General features: G+C 71.0%; 11 protein-coding genes. 5 read left to right on the top strand and 6 right to left on the bottom strand.

Annotated elements, in window-relative coordinates; genetic code table 11:
* Positions 1-87: 87 nt before the first annotated feature.
* On the top strand, positions 88-981 hold the full coding sequence (locus ACWTPI_RS25680; RefSeq protein ID WP_454733118.1) for a MurR/RpiR family transcriptional regulator: 894 nt from the start codon (positions 88-90) through the stop codon (positions 979-981).
* 43 nt (positions 982-1,024) lie between these two features.
* On the opposite strand, the gene ACWTPI_RS25675 is transcribed toward ACWTPI_RS25680, so the two are convergent.
* The gene (locus ACWTPI_RS25675; RefSeq protein WP_231586607.1) at positions 1,025-1,900 is read right to left on the bottom strand and encodes a transporter substrate-binding domain-containing protein; all 876 of its coding nucleotides are present in this window, start codon (positions 1,898-1,900) and stop codon (positions 1,025-1,027) included.
* 397 nt (positions 1,901-2,297) lie between these two features.
* On the opposite strand from ACWTPI_RS25675, the gene ACWTPI_RS25670 reads away from it, so the two are divergent.
* Positions 2,298-2,699 carry an OsmC family protein gene (locus tag ACWTPI_RS25670; protein WP_454733117.1) on the top strand — a complete coding sequence of 134 codons (402 nt, stop codon included), beginning with the start codon at positions 2,298-2,300 and terminating at the stop codon, positions 2,697-2,699.
* Positions 2,700-2,843: 144 nt separating this feature from the next.
* On the opposite strand, the gene ACWTPI_RS25665 is transcribed toward ACWTPI_RS25670, so the two are convergent.
* From ACWTPI_RS25665 to ACWTPI_RS25650, 4 genes are all read right to left on the bottom strand, one after another.
* The gene (locus ACWTPI_RS25665; RefSeq protein ID WP_020203598.1) at positions 2,844-4,076 is read right to left on the bottom strand and encodes a bifunctional alpha/beta hydrolase/OsmC family protein; all 1,233 of its coding nucleotides are present in this window, start codon (positions 4,074-4,076) and stop codon (positions 2,844-2,846) included.
* Between the two features lie 234 nt (positions 4,077-4,310).
* The gene (locus ACWTPI_RS25660; protein ID WP_020203599.1) at positions 4,311-5,474 is read right to left on the bottom strand and encodes an acyl-CoA dehydrogenase family protein; all 1,164 of its coding nucleotides are present in this window, start codon (positions 5,472-5,474) and stop codon (positions 4,311-4,313) included.
* Positions 5,475-5,520: 46 nt separating this feature from the next.
* A complete protein-coding gene (locus tag ACWTPI_RS25655) occupies positions 5,521-7,755 on the bottom strand; it encodes an acetate--CoA ligase family protein (RefSeq protein ID WP_454733116.1) in 2,235 nt (744 codons plus the stop codon).
* Between the two features lie 16 nt (positions 7,756-7,771).
* Positions 7,772-9,127, bottom strand: coding sequence for an MmgE/PrpD family protein (locus ACWTPI_RS25650; RefSeq protein ID WP_454733115.1), 1,356 nt, complete (start codon positions 9,125-9,127; stop codon positions 7,772-7,774).
* Positions 9,128-9,442: 315 nt separating this feature from the next.
* On the opposite strand from ACWTPI_RS25650, the gene ACWTPI_RS25645 reads away from it, so the two are divergent.
* Both ACWTPI_RS25645 and ACWTPI_RS25640 read left to right on the top strand, forming a co-directional pair.
* Positions 9,443-10,354 carry a LysR family transcriptional regulator gene (locus ACWTPI_RS25645; RefSeq protein WP_020203602.1) on the top strand — a complete coding sequence of 304 codons (912 nt, stop codon included), beginning with the start codon at positions 9,443-9,445 and terminating at the stop codon, positions 10,352-10,354.
* Positions 10,355-10,531: 177 nt separating this feature from the next.
* The gene (locus tag ACWTPI_RS25640; protein ID WP_454733114.1) at positions 10,532-11,524 is read left to right on the top strand and encodes a Bug family tripartite tricarboxylate transporter substrate binding protein; all 993 of its coding nucleotides are present in this window, start codon (positions 10,532-10,534) and stop codon (positions 11,522-11,524) included.
* A gap of 51 nt (positions 11,525-11,575) precedes the next feature.
* Here the strand turns inward: ACWTPI_RS25640 and ACWTPI_RS25635 are convergent, their stop codons facing one another.
* The gene (locus ACWTPI_RS25635; RefSeq protein WP_454733113.1) at positions 11,576-12,487 is read right to left on the bottom strand and encodes a LysR family transcriptional regulator; all 912 of its coding nucleotides are present in this window, start codon (positions 12,485-12,487) and stop codon (positions 11,576-11,578) included.
* Positions 12,488-12,583: 96 nt separating this feature from the next.
* Between ACWTPI_RS25635 and ACWTPI_RS25630 the strand changes: the two genes are divergently transcribed.
* Positions 12,584-16,051, top strand: coding sequence for a molybdopterin-dependent oxidoreductase (locus ACWTPI_RS25630; RefSeq protein ID WP_454733112.1), 3,468 nt, complete (start codon positions 12,584-12,586; stop codon positions 16,049-16,051).
* Positions 16,052-16,057 lie beyond the last annotated feature (6 nt).

The following is a 16,057-nucleotide window of genomic DNA, read 5'->3' as shown; positions in this document are numbered from 1 at the left end:
CTTGTCGGAACCCCGCCGGCCAGCCGCCCGGAACGCGCCGCCGAAGATTGTGCAACAATCGTTGCATCCATTCACACCGAACCCACGATGCCGACCGAAAGCCCCCAGCCGCCGCAGACCCTGGACGACCTGCAGGCCCACCTGCGCGAGCACTTCGCTTCCCTCAGCGCGCAGTTCCAGGCCGGCGCGCGCTACCTGCTCGACCACCCGCAGGAAGTGCCCATGCTGTCCATGCGCAAGATCGCCGCCGACGCCGGCGTGCAACCCGCCACGCTGGTACGCCTGGCCCAGTTCCTCGGCTTCGAGGGCTGGCAGGGCCTGCGCGAACTGTTCGTGGCCTCGCTGCGCGGCGGCTCCCAGCCCTACGCCAAGCGCGCCCGCAAGGTGGTGCGCGAAAGCGGCTCCACGCGCATGCTGGCCGAGATGCTCGAAGTCCAGCACCGCAACCTCGAGCGCACCGGCACCGCCAGCGCCGACGCCATGCCGCGCGCGGCCGAGCTCATCAGCGCCGCGCCCAGCGTGCACGTGGCGGGCTTCCGCTCGTGCTACCCGATCGCCTTCACCTTCCACTACCTCTACCGCCTGTTCCGCGCCTCGGTGCACCTCGTGCGCGGCGACGCCGGCACGCTGGAAATGGAACTGCGCGCCTTCGCGCCCAGGGACGCGGTGGTGGTCGCCAGCTTCGCGCCCTACTCGCAGGAAAGCATCCGCGTGGCCACCGCCGCGCACGAAGCCGGCTGCCGCGTGATCGCGCTGACCGACAGCACCGTCGCCCCGATCGCCCTGCACGCCGACTGCACGCTGCTGTTCTCGCTCGACAGCCCCTCCTTCTTCCCCTCCATCACCGCCGGCGTGGCGCTGGCCGAGGCGCTGGTCGAGCAACTGCTGGCAAAAAAGGGCAAGGGCGCCATCAAGGCGCTCGAACTGGCGGAGGGGCAGCTTCACCAGACCGGGGCGTATGTGGCGGCGAAAAGGAACTGAAGAGGCTGAGGGAAGCTGAACGCCGCCCTATCGCCCTATCGCTCTATTCGAACGCCTCGTCGCTCGGCTGCTCGTAAGCCTTCCTGACCGCGGCGCTCATCGGGAACTCGAAGCTCACGTTCTTCGGCGGAATCGGCTTGTTGAACCACTTGTCGTACATGACGCGGATCTCGCCGCTCTTCATCAGGCCGGTAATGACGCCGTCGACCAGCTTCTTGAACTCGGGATCGTCCTTGCGCATCATGAAGCCGTAGGCCTCGAACGACTGCGGCGTGCCCACCACGGTCCAGTCGGCCGGCGCCGGCGCCGTGGTCTTGACGCCCGACAGCAGCACGTCGTCCATCATGAAGGCGGCCACCCGGCCCGACTGCAGGATCAGGAAGGACTCGCCGTAGTCCTTGGCGCTCTGGATGGCGATGTTGGCCTTCTTTTCATCGTTGAGCCTGCGCAGGATGCGCTCGGAGGTGGTGCCGGCGTTGGTCACCACGGCCTTGCCGGACAAGTCGCCGAAGTCCTGCACCGGGCTGCCCTTCTTCACCAGCAGGCGCGTGCCCGCCACGAAGAAGGTGGTGGAAAACGCCACCTGCTGCTGCCGCGCCTTCAGGTTGGTGGTCACGCCGCACTCCAGGTCCACGGTGCCGTTCTGCACCAGCGAGATCCGGTTCTGCGACGTCACCGGCACCATGTGCACCTGCAAGCTGGCCACGCCGGCCCGCCTGCCGGCCTCGGCGATGACCTTGTCGCAGATGTCCTGGGAAAAGCCGACCACCTTCTGGCTGCCGTCGTAGAACGAGAACGGTATCGACGAGGTGCGGTGCCCGATCGAGATCGTCCCGGTCTCCCGGATCTTGGCCAGCGTGGCGCCGGCCGGCGCATCCGCCGCATGGGCCGCCGGCACGCCGCACACCGCCGCGGCCATGCCGCACACCGCCGCCATCTTCATTGCCTTCGTTGCTTCCAGTGCTTTCATCGATTGCTCCTTGTCTGGCGGATACGGACATCCGTCGTCGTTTCAGATGCTAGCCACTGAGCAACATTTGTTCCATCATGGATAACCATGAAACAATCGTATTTCCCCAGGAAAAACCGAAACAGGCGATGCAATGCACAATCATGGTGAAACACATGGTGCAAAGCGGCATGGTTTTGGCGCACGGCAGCGCCCCGGGCCCGGCCGGCCCCTTTTGCGGGCGGGCGCGGGCATGGTTACAATCGGCTTCGCCGCCCGCGCCCCGCGCTGCCGCATCGCGGCCGCCGGGCCGTTGATCCGAGAACGGAAAACACGCGCCGCCCCGCAACCCCTGCCTGGACCCATCATGTCGAACTCACAAGCCACCGCCCGCCTGGGCCCCGCCGACGCCAACTATCTCGTGCACCTGCAGGCCGGCAGCCACGCGCTGACCGGCGACGAATCCGCCGGCCTCGGCGGCACCGACCAGGGACCGGCGCCGTTCGCCTTCGTGCTGTCGGGGCTGGTGTCCTGCACCGCGATCACGCTGAAGATGTACATGCAGCACAAGGGATGGCCGGTGGCCGACGTGGAAGTCACGGCGGCGTTCCAGGGCAAGGACGAGGCGCGCTTCATCCGGCGCGAGGTCAAGGTGAGCGGCGCCGACCTGGGCGAAGCCGAACGCGAGCGGCTCGCGCAGATCTGCGAGCGCACGCCGGTAACGCTGTTCCTGAAGGCGGCGTCGCGGATCGAGACGACGTTGGTGTAGGGGACGTTATCGGGAAAAGCCTTGGGGCGCTGCCCGGTTGGGGCATGCGGGCAACTTCGCTCTGGCGAGCGCTGACCCGCTCCCCCGGCCCCTCCCGCGAGCGGGAGAGGGGGAAAGCCAGCGACCGACTACAAGCAAAGAAACCTACTTCGCCCCAGCCTCCGCTGCATGGGTGCGGATCACCACCTCGGAATGCAGGGTGCGGTGCACCGGGCATTTGTCGGCGATCTCCAGCAGGGCGGCGCGCTGCGCGTCGTCGAGCGGGCCTTGCATGGTGATCTCGCGCTCGATCCAGTCGATCTTGCCTTCGGTGGTGGCGCAGTCCGAGCAGTCGGCCGCGTGGATCTTCTCGTGGCGCAGCGACACGGCCACGTGTTCGAGCGGCCAGCCCTTGCGGTCCGCGTACATGCGCATGGTCATCGAGGTGCAGGCGCCGAGCCCGGCCAGCAGCAGGTCGTAGGGCGCCGGGCCGCCGTTGAGGCCGCCGAACGAGACCGGCTCGTCGGCCACCAGCCGGTGCGGGCCGGCGGCGATGCGCTGCTGGTACTTGCCGATGTGCGCCTCTTCCACCCGCACGAAACCTTCCTCGGCCACCGCGGGCGGCATGTCGAGCGTCTCGGTGCCGAGGTAGCGCTGGCTCCAGGCGGCGATGGTGTTGGCCACGTAGATGGCGTCTTCCTTGCGCGTGAGCAGGTGGTCGGCGCGGTCCAGCGAGACGAAGCTTTTCGGGTGCTTGGCGGCGATGAAGATCTGGGTGGCGTTGTCGATGCCCACGGTGGTGTCCTGCGGCGCGTGCATGACCAGCAGCGCGCGGCGCAGCCGGGACACGCGCTCGAGCAGTTTCTGCTCGCCCACGTCCTCGAGGAACTGGCGCTTGATGCGGAACGGCCGGCCGGCAAGCTGCACTTCGGCTTCGCCCTCGGCCGCGATGCGCGCGGCTTCTTCGCCGAACAGGCCGACCACGTGGCCGGGATCGCTGGGCGCGGCGATGGTCACGACGGCCCTGGCTTCGGGCACGCCTTCCGCGGCGGCCAGCACGGCCGCGCCGCCGAGGCTGTGGCCGATCAGCAGCGCGGGCGCGCGGTAGTGCTGCCGCAGGTAGTCGGCCGCCGCCAGCAGGTCGGCCACGTTGGACGAGAAATTGGTGTTGGCGAAGTCGCCGCCGCTGCCGCCAAGGCCGGTGAAATCGAAGCGCAGCACGCCGATGCCGTGCTCGGTGAGCGCCTGCGCGATGCGCGTGGCGGCAAGCACGTCCTTGCCGCAGGTGAAGCAATGGGCGAACAGGGCAAAGGCCCGGACCGGGCCGGCCGGTAGATCCAGCCGCGCGGCGAGCTGCTCGCCATCGCTTCCGGGAAACTGCAGGCGCTGGGCTTCCATGGGCATCCTCATCGGTAACGCAAGCTGTGCGGGGTTCCCACTCTAGCGCAAGTTCGCGCCGCGGGGGGCGGCGCGGCGTGCGCTACCGGGTGCAATGCCCCGGCGCGCCACACCGCGCGCGCGGCCGCGCGCCGCACGCTTGCCAGCATGCGCCTTCCGTTGTACACAGGAAGGCACCCCGGGCGGCGGCGATGCCCTGCCCGCCGCCCGGGCGATCCAAGCTGCCGGGATGGCCTAAGCCGCCTTCGGCTTTTCCGGCCGCTGGGAGAAGGTCCGCTCGAACACCGACTCGGCGATGCGGTTCTTGAGGATCTCGATCGAGCCGCCCGCGATCATCCAGCCGCGGCAGCGGCGCAGGCAGTATTCCACCAGCGCTTCCTGGCTGTAGCCCATGCCGCCCATCACCTGCAGCGCTTCGTTGGCCACGTCGAAGCCGGCCTGGTTGCAGAAGGCCTTGGCGATGGCGGTCTCCTCGGCCGACGGAAAACCGCTGTCGGCGTTGGCGGCGGCGCGGTACAGCAGCAACTGGCCGGCGTCGAGCTTGATCTTCATCTCGGCGAACTTCCATTGCAGGCCCTGGAACTCGCACAGCAGGCGGCCGAACTGGCGGCGCTGCATGGCCCATTCGCGCGCCACCTGGTAGGCGTAGCGGCCGAGCGCCAGCGAGCGCGCGGTGTTGCCCATGCGTTCCACGTTGAAGCCGGCGATCTGCTTCTTGAAGCCGCCCTCGCCGAGCAGCACGTCGGTGGCGGGGATGCGCACGTCCTCGAAGTAGATCTGCGCCCACTCCTCGCCCGACATGAAGCGCGAGCGCTGGCCGATGCGCACGCCCGGCAGGCGGGTGTCGATCAGCACCGAGCCGATGCCGCCCACGCCGGGGCCGAAGCGCACGTAGGCCAGGATCACGTCGGCGTGCGGGCCGTGCGTGGTGAAGACCTTGGTGCCGTTGATGATGAAATCGTCGCCGTCGGGCGTGGCGGTGGTGCGCAGCTCGGTCACGGCGGAGCCGGCCTCGGGCTCGGTCATGCCGACCGAGATCAGCGCCTCGCCGGCCAGCAGGCGGCTGAGCCATTTGTCCTTCTGCGCCGGCGAGCCGTACTCCGCCAGCACGCGGATGGCACCGAAATTGCCGGCCTGGATCACGTCGGCGCTGCGCGGGCACACCGCCGCCACCGCCTGGATGGCGATGATGGCGTCCATCAGGCTGCCGCCCTGGCCGCCGTCGGCCTCGGCCACGGTGATGCCGAGCAGCCCCTGCGCGCTCATCTTGCGGGCCACGTCCCAGGGATAGTCGTCGGTGTGCGCGCGGGCCACCGCGCCAGGCAGCAGCTCCTTCTGCGCGAAGCGGGTCACGGCCTGCTCGAACTCGGCCTGCTCCGGGGTCAGCTTGAAATCCATCGTTGTCTCCGTTTGCTGTTTCGGTGAATCCTGTCCATGCCGCGGCTCAATGCCGCGCATCCTGCGCGTCCGCTTCCGCCAGCCGCACCACGCAGTCCACGCCGACCACGCCGTCGGCGCGCACGAACAGCGGGTTGATCTCGGCCTCGCGCACGCGCACCTCGTGCAGCGCCGCCAGGCGCGAGAAGCGCACGATGGCGTCGGCCAGCGCATCCATGTCGCCGCGCGGCAGGCCGCGGAAGCTGCGCACCAGCGCCGTGCTGCGCACCTCGCCGATCATCTCCACGGCCTCTTCGCGCGTCACCGGCGCGGGCCGCAGGCTCACGTCGGCGTGCAGCTCGGCGGCGATGCCGCCCGCGCCGAGCATGACGACGGGCCCGACCAGCGGGTCGTCGCGGTAGCCCAGCATCAGTTCCAGCAGCTTGTCCTCCATGCGCTGCACGAGGATGCCGTCGAGGCGCGCGGCGGGCGCGGCGCGCGCCACGCTGGCCAGGATCGCCGCGCCGGCCTGCTCCAGCTCGCGGGTGTCGCGCACGCCCACGCGCACGCCGCCCACGTCGGTCTTGTGCAGGATGTCGCGCGAGCAGATCTTGGCGACCACCGGATAGGGAATGCCGTGATGGGCCTCGCCGGCGGGCACCAGCGCCAGCGGCGCGATCGGCACGCCCAGCGCCGCGAACACCTGGGCTGCTTCGTATTCGGACAGGTCGCCGGCCAGCGGCAGGCCGCGCGGCCATGCCTGCGGCGCGGGCGCGTCGCCGCTGTCGGCCGGCGCGCGCGCCGCCTGGAACAGTTGCGCCAGCGCGTCGGCGCAGGCCTCCGGCGTGCGGAACGCGGCCACGCCCGCGGCCTGGAGCACGCGCAGCGATGCCGCCGCCTCCGGCGCGAGGAAGGCCAGCAGCGGCTTGCCGGCGCCGCTGCCGGCGGCCTCGACGATGGGACGCACGGCCAGCTCGGGATGGAACTGCGCCGACGATCCGGCCACGCACAGCACGGCGTCGCACCAGTCGCTCTGCAGCAGTTGCTCGACCAGGTCCTTGTACTGCGCGCTGGTCGCGGCCAGCGTCAGGTCGATGATGGGGGTCTGGCGGATGCGCACGCCGCGCGCCGCCATGTGGGCGATGAAGGCGTCGGGCGGCGCCACCGCCTCGATGCCGGACAGCCCCAGGCGGTCGACCACGGTGGCCGCGCCGCCGCCCGTGGTGGTGACCACCGCCACGCGCGGCGGGCGCGCCAGCGCGGGCACGCGGCTGCCGTAGCGCTGCGCCAGCGGCGCGGCCTCGAACAGCGTTTCCAGCATTTCCACGCGCATCACGCCGTGCTTGCGCAGGAACGCGTCGACCGCGGCGTCGTTGCCGGCCAGCGCGCCGGTGTGCGACTGCGCCAGCGCCTCGCCCTGCGCCGAGCGGCCCAGCTTGTAGGTGATCACCGGCTTGCCCGCGGCGCGCGCGCGGCGCAGCGCCGGGCCGAGCACGGCGGCGTCGCGGATGGTTTCCAGGAACAGCAGGATGACGCCGGTCTCGGCATCGTCGACCAGCAGGTCGACCAGCTCGCCCACGCCGACGTCGCTCTCGTTGCCGACCGACGCCAGCTTGGCGAAGCCCAGCCCGCGCGCCGCGCCGCGCGACAGCAGCGCGCCGAGCATCGAGCCGCTTTGCGAGACCAGGCTGATGGGGCCGGCATGGAGCTCGTCCATCTCGAACACCGCGTTGACGGACAGCACCGCGCCGGCCGCCACGTTGACCACGCCGATGCTGTTGGGCCCGACCAGCCGCACGCCCGCCTCCGCGGCCTTGCGCACCAGCGCCTGCTGCGCGGCCATGCCGGCCTCGCCGGTCTCGGCGAAGCCGTCGGAGAACACCGTGACCACCTTCACGCCGCTGGCCGCGCATTGCGCCAGCGCGGCCTCGACCTGGCTGCCCGGCACCATGACGAAGGCGTGGTCCACCGGCCCCGGCACGGCCGCCAGCGACGGATAGGCCTTCTCGCCGAGCACCTCGGCGCGCGTGGCGTTGATCGGGTAGAGGCTGCCGCCGTAGCCGTGCTTGCGCATGAAACGCATGGGCCGGGCGGTATTCTTGGCGATGTCGCTGGAGGCCCCGATCAGCGCCACCGAGCGCGGCGCGAACAGCGCGGCGGCCAGCGCGGCGCCGGTCGCCGGGCGCGTGGTGTCGGACTGCTTGCCACCGACGCTATTGCCAGCGTTATTGCCCACGCTATTGCCAGCTTCCACGCCGGCGGCACCGCCCGTCTGCGCGGCGGTTTCGATCACTTCTTTCATGTCGTTTCTCATCGTTTCAGGCCCTTCCCAGTTCCGCCAGCCGCAGCGCGCGCACGCTGCCGGCATCGAGCTGCCACAGCGCGGCCAGCAGCGCGCGCGCGGCGTCGCCGCCGATCACGGGCGCGGCCAGCTCGGTGAACTTGTCCGCCAGCGTGGCGTCGTCGAGCGGGGCTTCGGGGTCGCCCTTGCGGTACGGCGCGAAATGCGCGTGGCGCGTGCCGTCCTTGAGCAGGATTTCCACACGCGCCGCGCGCTGGCGCGGAAACGCCGCGGTCAGCCCGGGATCGGCCCGCAGCACGACCGCGCGCATCAACTGGCGGATGCCCGCGTCGGCCAGGCGCGCGTCGGAGAACGCATCGAGCCGCACCGCGCCGTGCAGGATGCCGTGCGCGACCACGTAGGGCAGGCTGAAGCGCGCCTCGAACGCGGTGCGCGGCGTGGCGTTGCCGGTCACGTCGAGCGCGGTCTGGTAGGTGTCGACCGTGACCGACTCGATCGCCTCGGCAGCAATGCCGTGCTCGCGCACCAGCGCGATGGCCGCGTCGATGGCCGCGAACGTATGGCCGCAGCAGCCGTGGTTCTTCTGCGTGATGCGCAGCACGTTGTAGTCCGTGCCCAGCCCCTGCGTGACGGCCGTCCAGTCGGGACTGCCGCACAGCGCCGCGCCGAAGCCGGCCGCGCCTTCGAGGATGTCGTGCACGCCGTTGACGCCGGCGGCCGCGGCCTGCGCGGCCTGCACGCCCACCTGGGCGGCGTGGCCGGCGTGCAGCGCCTTGGTCATGGCGTCGGAGCGGAAGGCCTGCTGCAGGCCCGAGGCAAAGGTGGCGGCGGTGGCCAGCGCGTCGGCCGCCACGGTGGCGTCGCCGGGCGACACCAGCAGCGCGCCGGCCGCGGCGCTGCCGAAGCAGCCCACCGTGCCGGTGGTGTGGAAATAGCGGTAGTGCGCGGGCTGGATCGCCGCGCCGATGCGCGTGGAGACCTCGTAGCCCGCCACCACCGCGCGCAGGAAGTCCTCGCCCGAGGCGTCGCGCGACTCGGCCAGCGCCAGCGCCGCGGCGATGGTCGGGCAGCCGGGATGGTAGACGGCATCGCGGAAGATGTCGTCGAACTCGGCCGCGTGGGACGCGCTGCCGTTGATCCACGCCGCCGTGGCCGGGAATGCCGTGGTGCCGTGCGCCACCACCGAGGCAGCGCCCACGCCCAGCTCCGCGCGGTGCGCCTGCACGAGGTTCGTGCCGGGCGACATGCGCGTGCCCGGGAACAGCGCGGCAAACCAGTCGATCACGGCACGCTTGCCGTAGTGCACCACCTCGGGCGGCAACGCGCGCCGGCCCTGCGCGCCGACATACTCGGCCAGTTCTTCGATCACCATGCTGCGTCGCTCCTTGTCTCTTGTCGTTCTTCCGCCTTGCGCGGCGTGTCTGTCCAGGTGCCCAATGTTAGGGAGCGCGCGGCACCGAGACTTGAAATTTGGTGAAAGCTCGTGAGCAGGCACGTGAAGCGACGCGTGCGCGGGCCCGCCAGGCCGCCGGCGGAGGGCCTGCGGCGGCGTTGCCGTCACGCCCGGGAAAATCCGGTTTGACGGCGGCGGCGCGCATGCATAGCATTGCTGCGCAACGGATGCGGCGCCCGCGCGCGTCCCCTGTTCGTTTTCTTGCCGTCTTTCCTCACGCATTCCCTACCCCGCATGGACATCGCCTCCCTGGAAATCCTCATCGCCGCCGTCGAGGAAAAAAGCCTGTCCCGCGCAGCCGAGCGCGAGAACCTCGTCACCTCGGCCGCCAGCAAGCGCGTCTCCGAGATGGAGCGCCAGGCGGGCACCGCGCTGCTGGTGCGGCATGGCCGCGGCGTGGAGCCCACGCCGGCCGGCGCCATGCTCTACCAGCGCGCCAAGGCCATCGTGCGCAGCATCCGGCTGGCCGAGGAAGCGCTGACCGTGTACTCCACCGACGGCACCGCCAAGATCCGGCTGGCGGCCAACCCGTCCACCATCCTGCAGTTCCTGCCCACCGACATCAGCGGCTTCCAGCAGAGCGCGCCCGACAGCCGCATCGACCTGATCGAGTCGTTCAGCTTCGACATCCCGCGCATGGTCTCCAACGGCGACGCCGACATCGGCATCTACCACGCCGAGGCGCCCAGCCCCGGCGTGTTCTCGCTGCCCTACCGCTCGGACCGCGTCGGCCTGGTGGTGCCGCGCGGCCACCCGCTGGAGGCGCGCGGCTCGCTGCGGCTCGAAGACGCGCTGGACTACGATTTCCTCGGCTATTTCCCGCGCCACACGTTCGATGCGTTCCTGCAGCTGGTGAGCAGCACCATCTCGCGCCCGCTCACGGTGAAGACGCAGGTCTCGAACTTCGAGGCGCGCTGCCGCATGGTGCGCGAGGGGCTGGGCATCGCCGTGGTGCCGGAGGGCATCGCCAGGAACTACCTGGGCATGATGGGACTGAGCCTGCTGACGCTGACCGACGCCTGGGCCGCGCGCAATTTCTACGTGTGCGTGCGCGACCGCCAGTCGCTGCCGGCCGGCACGGCGCGCCTGCTGGACTACCTGGGCCAGTGCGCCAGCATGGAGCGGCACTACCAGCGCGCGCGCTGAGAAGTCGTTTCAAAAGGATCCTGGCGTCGTTGCGCGGCGGCGCAGCCAGCCATCATGCGCAAAGAAAGCAGCGTTTCTCTTTGATCAACGCTGGGCCGCGCCAGGCCCCTACGATGTCTCCAACGGTCCGCGCCAATGCAGCGCGGGCCGAAACCACCTCGAACCGTGGAGCGAGACATGAATCCGACAAAGCGGCTGCACGCCGCCGCATTGCTATTGCTGGCCGGCGCCGCCAGCGCTCTCACCAGCACCGCTGCCATCGCCGGCACCGACAGCTATCCCAACAAACCCATCCGCATGATCGTGTCGTTCTCGGCCGGCGGCACCACCGACATCCTGGCGCGCGAAGTGGCCAACCAGCTCGGGCAGACCCTCAAGCAGACCGTGGTGGTGGAAAACCGGCCCGGCGCGGGCGGCAACATCGGCACCGAATTCGTGGCCAAGAGCGCGCCGGACGGCTACACGCTGCTGGCCACCTCGGTCGGCCCGATCGCCATCAACCCCACGCTCTATCCCAACCTGAAGGTCAATCCGCAGACCACGCTGGCCGCCGTCGCGCCGATCGCCGACGTGCCGAACGTGCTGGTGGTGCACCCGGGCGTGCCCGCCGCCGACGTGAGCCAGCTGGTGGCCTACGCCAAGGCCCATCCCGGCAAGATGAACTTCGCGTCCACCGGCGTGGGCACCGCAGCCCACCTGTCCGGCGCGCTGTTCAACGAGCGCACCGGCGCCAACGCCGTGCACGTGCCGTACAAGGGCGCCGATGCGCTCAACGACCTGCTGGCCGGGCGCGTGCAGTTCATGTTCGCCACCATCCCGTCGGTGATGAGCCATATCCGCGCGGGCCAGTTGCGCCCGCTGGCCGTGACCAGCGCGAAGCGCGCCGAAGCCCTGCCCGACACCCCGACGATGGCCGAAGCCGGCGTGAAGAACCTCGTGACCGGCGCGTGGTTCGGCCTGTTCGCGCCCAAGGGCACGCCGCCGGAGATCGTGGCCAGGCTCAACAAGGCGGTGGCCGAGGCGGTCAACCGCCCCGACATCCGCAAGAAGTTCGTGATGCAGGGCGCCGAGCCGATGACCTACACGCCCGAATCGTTCGGCAAGTTCGTGGTGGCCGAGTACCAGGCCTGGCAGCCGATCGTCAAGACCAGCGGCGCGCGCATCGACTGAAGCGGCCCGGACGGCCCGGATGCCGTGCCGGCATGGCCCCGCTCGCGCCGGCTAGAACCTGGCCTTCTCGCGCACCGCGCCGCGCAGGAAGTCGGCCATCGCCACCACGTTGCCGGGCGTGGCCGGCTCGCGCTTCCACACCAGGCCCACGTCCATCGACGGCACCTTGTCGGCCAGCCCGCGCCGCGTGATGCGCTGGCCCTCCAGCGACCACGGCCGGTAGACCAGGTCGGACAGGATGGCCACGCCGCGCCCGGCCGCCACCAGGCTGCGCACCGCCTCGATCGAGCAGCTCTGGTAGCGCACCGCGGGCGCCAGTCCGTACTGGCCCCAGTATTTGCCGACCGTGGAGATGTGCTCGTCCATGTCCAGCAGGATGTAGTCGTGCCGCGCCACGTCGGCCAGCCCGACGCGCTCGGCCGTCATCAGCGGATGCTCCGGGTGCCCCCACAACTGCCGCGGCGAGCGCAGCAGTGTCTCGCAGGTGACATGGCCCAGGCCCGGCAGGTTCGACACCAGCAGCAGCGCCATGTCGATCCGGCCCTCCAGGATGCCGCTTTCCAGGTCGTGCCGCTCGCGCTCCAGCACTTCGAGCCGCAGCATCGGAAACTTCCGCTCGATTAACGGCAGCAGGCCGGGCAGCACGTAGGCCGTGATGGTCTCGGTCACGCCCAGGCGCACCGTGCCGCTGATCTCCACCGGAGACACGCCGACGGCCTCCACCGCGTCCAGCACCGAATCCTCGATACGCTGCGCATGCCGCAGAAAACGCGCGCCGGCGTCGGTCAGGCGGATGCCGCTGGCGTGCCGCGTGAACAGCTGCGCCCCGAGCGCCTCCTCCAGCCCCTTGAGCGACGCCGTCATCGACGACTGCGAGACATGGCAGCGAAGCGCCGCGCGCGACACCTGCCCGCACTCGGCCACCGCGAGGAAATGCTGTACCTGCTTCAAAGTGGGGAGCATCGATTTTTCCGATATTGCTTCTTCAAAATTAAGAATTAGAAATACCCGGCCATGCTAGCTAGCATCCGCCCTGGAGACAAGACGCATGGGCCGGCAATGAACGACGAACCGCACGACGTACCGGGAAGCACCCCGGGCAAGATGGAAAAACACGGCTACTGCACGCTGTGCCGCTCGCGCTGCGGCACGGTCAACGTGGTGGAGAACGACACGCTGCTGTCGGTGCGGCCCGACCCGGCCCACCCGACCGGCAAGGCCATGTGCCTGAAAGGCAAGTCCGCGCCCGAGCTGGTGCACAGCGCCGAGCGCATCCTCCACCCGATGCGGCGCACCAACCCCAAGACCGATCCGGACCCCGGCTGGCAGCGCATCTCGTGGGACGAGGCGCTGGCCGAGATCGCCGCCCGCATGCTGCAGGCCCGGCGCGAGAGCGGCGCCGAATCGGTGGCGTTCGCCGTCACCACGCCGAGCGGCACGCCGCTGAGCGACAGCATCGACTGGATCGAGCGCTTCATCCGGCTCTTCGGCAGCCCCAACACCTGCTACGCCACCGAAATCTGCAACTGGCACAAGGACTACGCCCACGCCTTCACCTTCGGCTGCGGCATGCCGACCGCGGACTACCGCCAGGCCGGGCTCATCGTGCTGTGGGGGCACAACCCGGCCAATACCTGGCTGTCGCAGGCCGACGCCATCGGCGCGGGCAGGAAGGCCGGCGCCAGGCTGCTGGTGGTCGATCCGCGCGAGACCGCGCTGGCCGCGCAGGCCGACCAGTGGCTGCGCGTGTGCCCCGGCACCGACGCCACGCTGGCGCTGGCCATCGCCAACCTGCTGATCGAGGCCAACGCCTTCGACCTGGACTTCGTGCGCCAGTGGACCAACGGGCCGCTGCTGGTGCGCAGCGACAACGGGCGCTTCCTGCGCGGGCGCGACGTCGGCCTGGCCGACGGCGACGCCTACCTGGCGTGGAACGCGCGCGCCGCGCGGGCGCAGCCCTGGTCCGGGCTGCGGCCCGCCGATTTCCCCCACGTCGCGCTGCGCGGCACGTTCAGCGTGGGCGACGCCGGCGCCCCCGGCCTGCCCGCGATCGCGTGCCGGCCCGCCTTCGACCTGTATGCCGAGGAATGCGCGCGCTACCCCGCGGCGCTGGCCGCCGAGCTGACCTGGGTACCCGAGGGCGACATCCGCCAGGCCGCCGGCCTGTTCGCCAGCGCCGGGCCGGTGGCCTATCACGCCTGGTCCGGCGTGGGCCAGCACGACAACGCGACCCAGACCGACCGCGCCATCGCCTGCCTGTACGCGCTGACCGGCAGCTTCGACCGCGCCGGCGGCAACCGCGTCTACCAGAAGCCGCCCTACAACCCGGTCAGCGGCTTCGGCCTGCTGCCGCCGGAGCAGAAGGCCAAGGCGCTCGGCTACGGCGAGCGGCCGCTGGGCCCGCCCGCGCAGGGCTGGATCACCGCGCGCGACCTCTACCGCGCCATCCTCCATGCGCAGCCGTACCGCGTGCGCGCGCTGGTGGCATTCGGCACCAACCCGCTGCTGTCGCAGGCCGACGTGGAGGACGGCGCGCGCGCGCTGCGCAGCCTGGACTTCTACGCGCACTGCGACCTGTTCGAGACACCCAGCGCGCGCTACGCCGACATCCTGCTGCCGGTCAACACGCCGTGGGAGCGCGAGGGCCTGCGCATCGGCTTCGAGATCAGCGCGGAAGCCGAGCAACTGGTGCAGTTACGCCAGCGCATGGTCTCGCCGCGCGGCGAATCGCGCTCGGACAACGACATCGTGTTCGACCTCGCGCTCAGGCTGGGCATGTCGGACTCGTTCTTCGGCGGCAGCCTGGAAGCCGGCTGGAACCACATGCTGGCGCCCAGCGGCCTGACGGTGAGCCAGTTGCGCCAGCACCCCGAAGGCATCCGCGTGCCGGTGGCCGACGTGGAAAGGAAATACGCGGCCAGGCCGCGCGGGCGCGCGTTCGACACGCAGACCGGCGTGGTGGAGCTGTACTCCGAGCTGCTGCTGCGCCACGGCTACCCGGCGCTGCCACGCCCGTCGTCGCCCACGGAGCATTCGCCCGCGGCGAGCAGCGCGCCCGGCGCGGCCCTGGAGCCATTCCCGTTCATGCTGACCTCGGCCAAGAGCGGCTACTACTGCCACAGCCAGCATCGCGGCCTGCCGTCGCTTAGGCGCAAGGCGCCGCGCCCGGAGGCGGAGATCTCCACCGCGCTGGCCGCCGCGCGCGGCATCGCCAGCGGCGACGCCATCCGCGTGAGCACGTCCGCCGGCAGCGCCACCTTCACCGCCCGGGTCAGGGAAGGGCTGCATTCGCGCGTGGTGGTCGGCGAGTTCGGCTGGTGGCAGCGCTGCGACGCGCTGGCCCAGGCGCCGCTGCCGGTGGCCGGGCCGGGCAACAGCAACTACAACGGGCTGATCGGCACCGACAGCATCGACCCGCTGAGCGGCTCCGTGCCGCTGCGCGCGTTCCGCTGCAACGTCGAGCGCGAGCCGGGGCTGGACGTGGCGCGGCGCGCGTGGGAGGGCTATCGCGCGTTCCGCGTGGCCGGCCTGCGCAAGGAGGCGCACGAGGTCACGTCGGTCTTCCTGGAGCCCGCCGACGGCGGCGGCCTGCCCGATTTCCTGCCCGGCCAGCACGTGACGATCCAGCTCGCCGCGCAGCCCGGCGGCGAGGACGCGGTGCGCTCGTATTCGCTCACCGGCCCGGCCACGGTGCCGGGGCGGCGCGGCTATTCGATCTCGGTGCGCCGCGCCGGCGGCGCCGTGCCCGGGCTGGTGTCCTCCCACATCAACCAGCGCCTCGCGGTGGGCGACGCGGTCGCGCTGCGGGCGCCGTCCGGCAACTTCGTGATGCCGGTACGCACGCGGCGCCCGCTGGTGCTGCTGGCCGGCGGCATCGGCATCACGCCGTTCCTCTCGCTGCTCGAATCGCTGGAAGGCGTCGACGACCCGCCCCGGATCCTGCTGCTGTACGCCAACCGCAACGGGCAGGCCCACGCGTTCCGGGCGCGCCTGCGCGCGCTGCGCCGGCAGATCCGCGGCCTGGAAATCATCGATTTCTACGACTGCCCGGACCCCCACGACCGGCCCGGCACCGACTACGACGTGGCCGGGCGCGTCGGCGCCGGCCACGTGCCCGCGCCGTGGCTGGCCGCGCGCCCGCTGGTCTACATGTGCGGGCCGGCGCCGATGATGACCGCGTTTGCCGACGGGCTGGCGGCGCTCGGCGTGCACCGCTCGGACATCTTCCGCGAGGTCTTCCGCGCGCCCGGGCGCGCGCCGGCCGGCCCCGCGCAGCAGTTCCGCGTGGTGTTCGCCAGGTCCGGCATGGCCGGCACCTGGCATTCGGCGCACGGGCCGCTGCTGAGCTTCGCCGAGCGGCTGGGCGTGGCGCTGCCCAGCGGCTGCCGCGTCGGGCAGTGCGAGAGCTGCGCGGTGCCGGTCACCTCCGGCCAGGTGCGCCACCTGCACGGCGAAGATCCCGAGGACCCCGGCATGTGCCTTGCGTGCCAGGCCATCCCCGCCAGCGACCTCGTGCTCGACGCCTGAGCGCGG

The organism is Cupriavidus ulmosensis (assembly GCF_977008105.1).
This window is presented reverse-complemented; position numbering and strand designations above follow the sequence as displayed.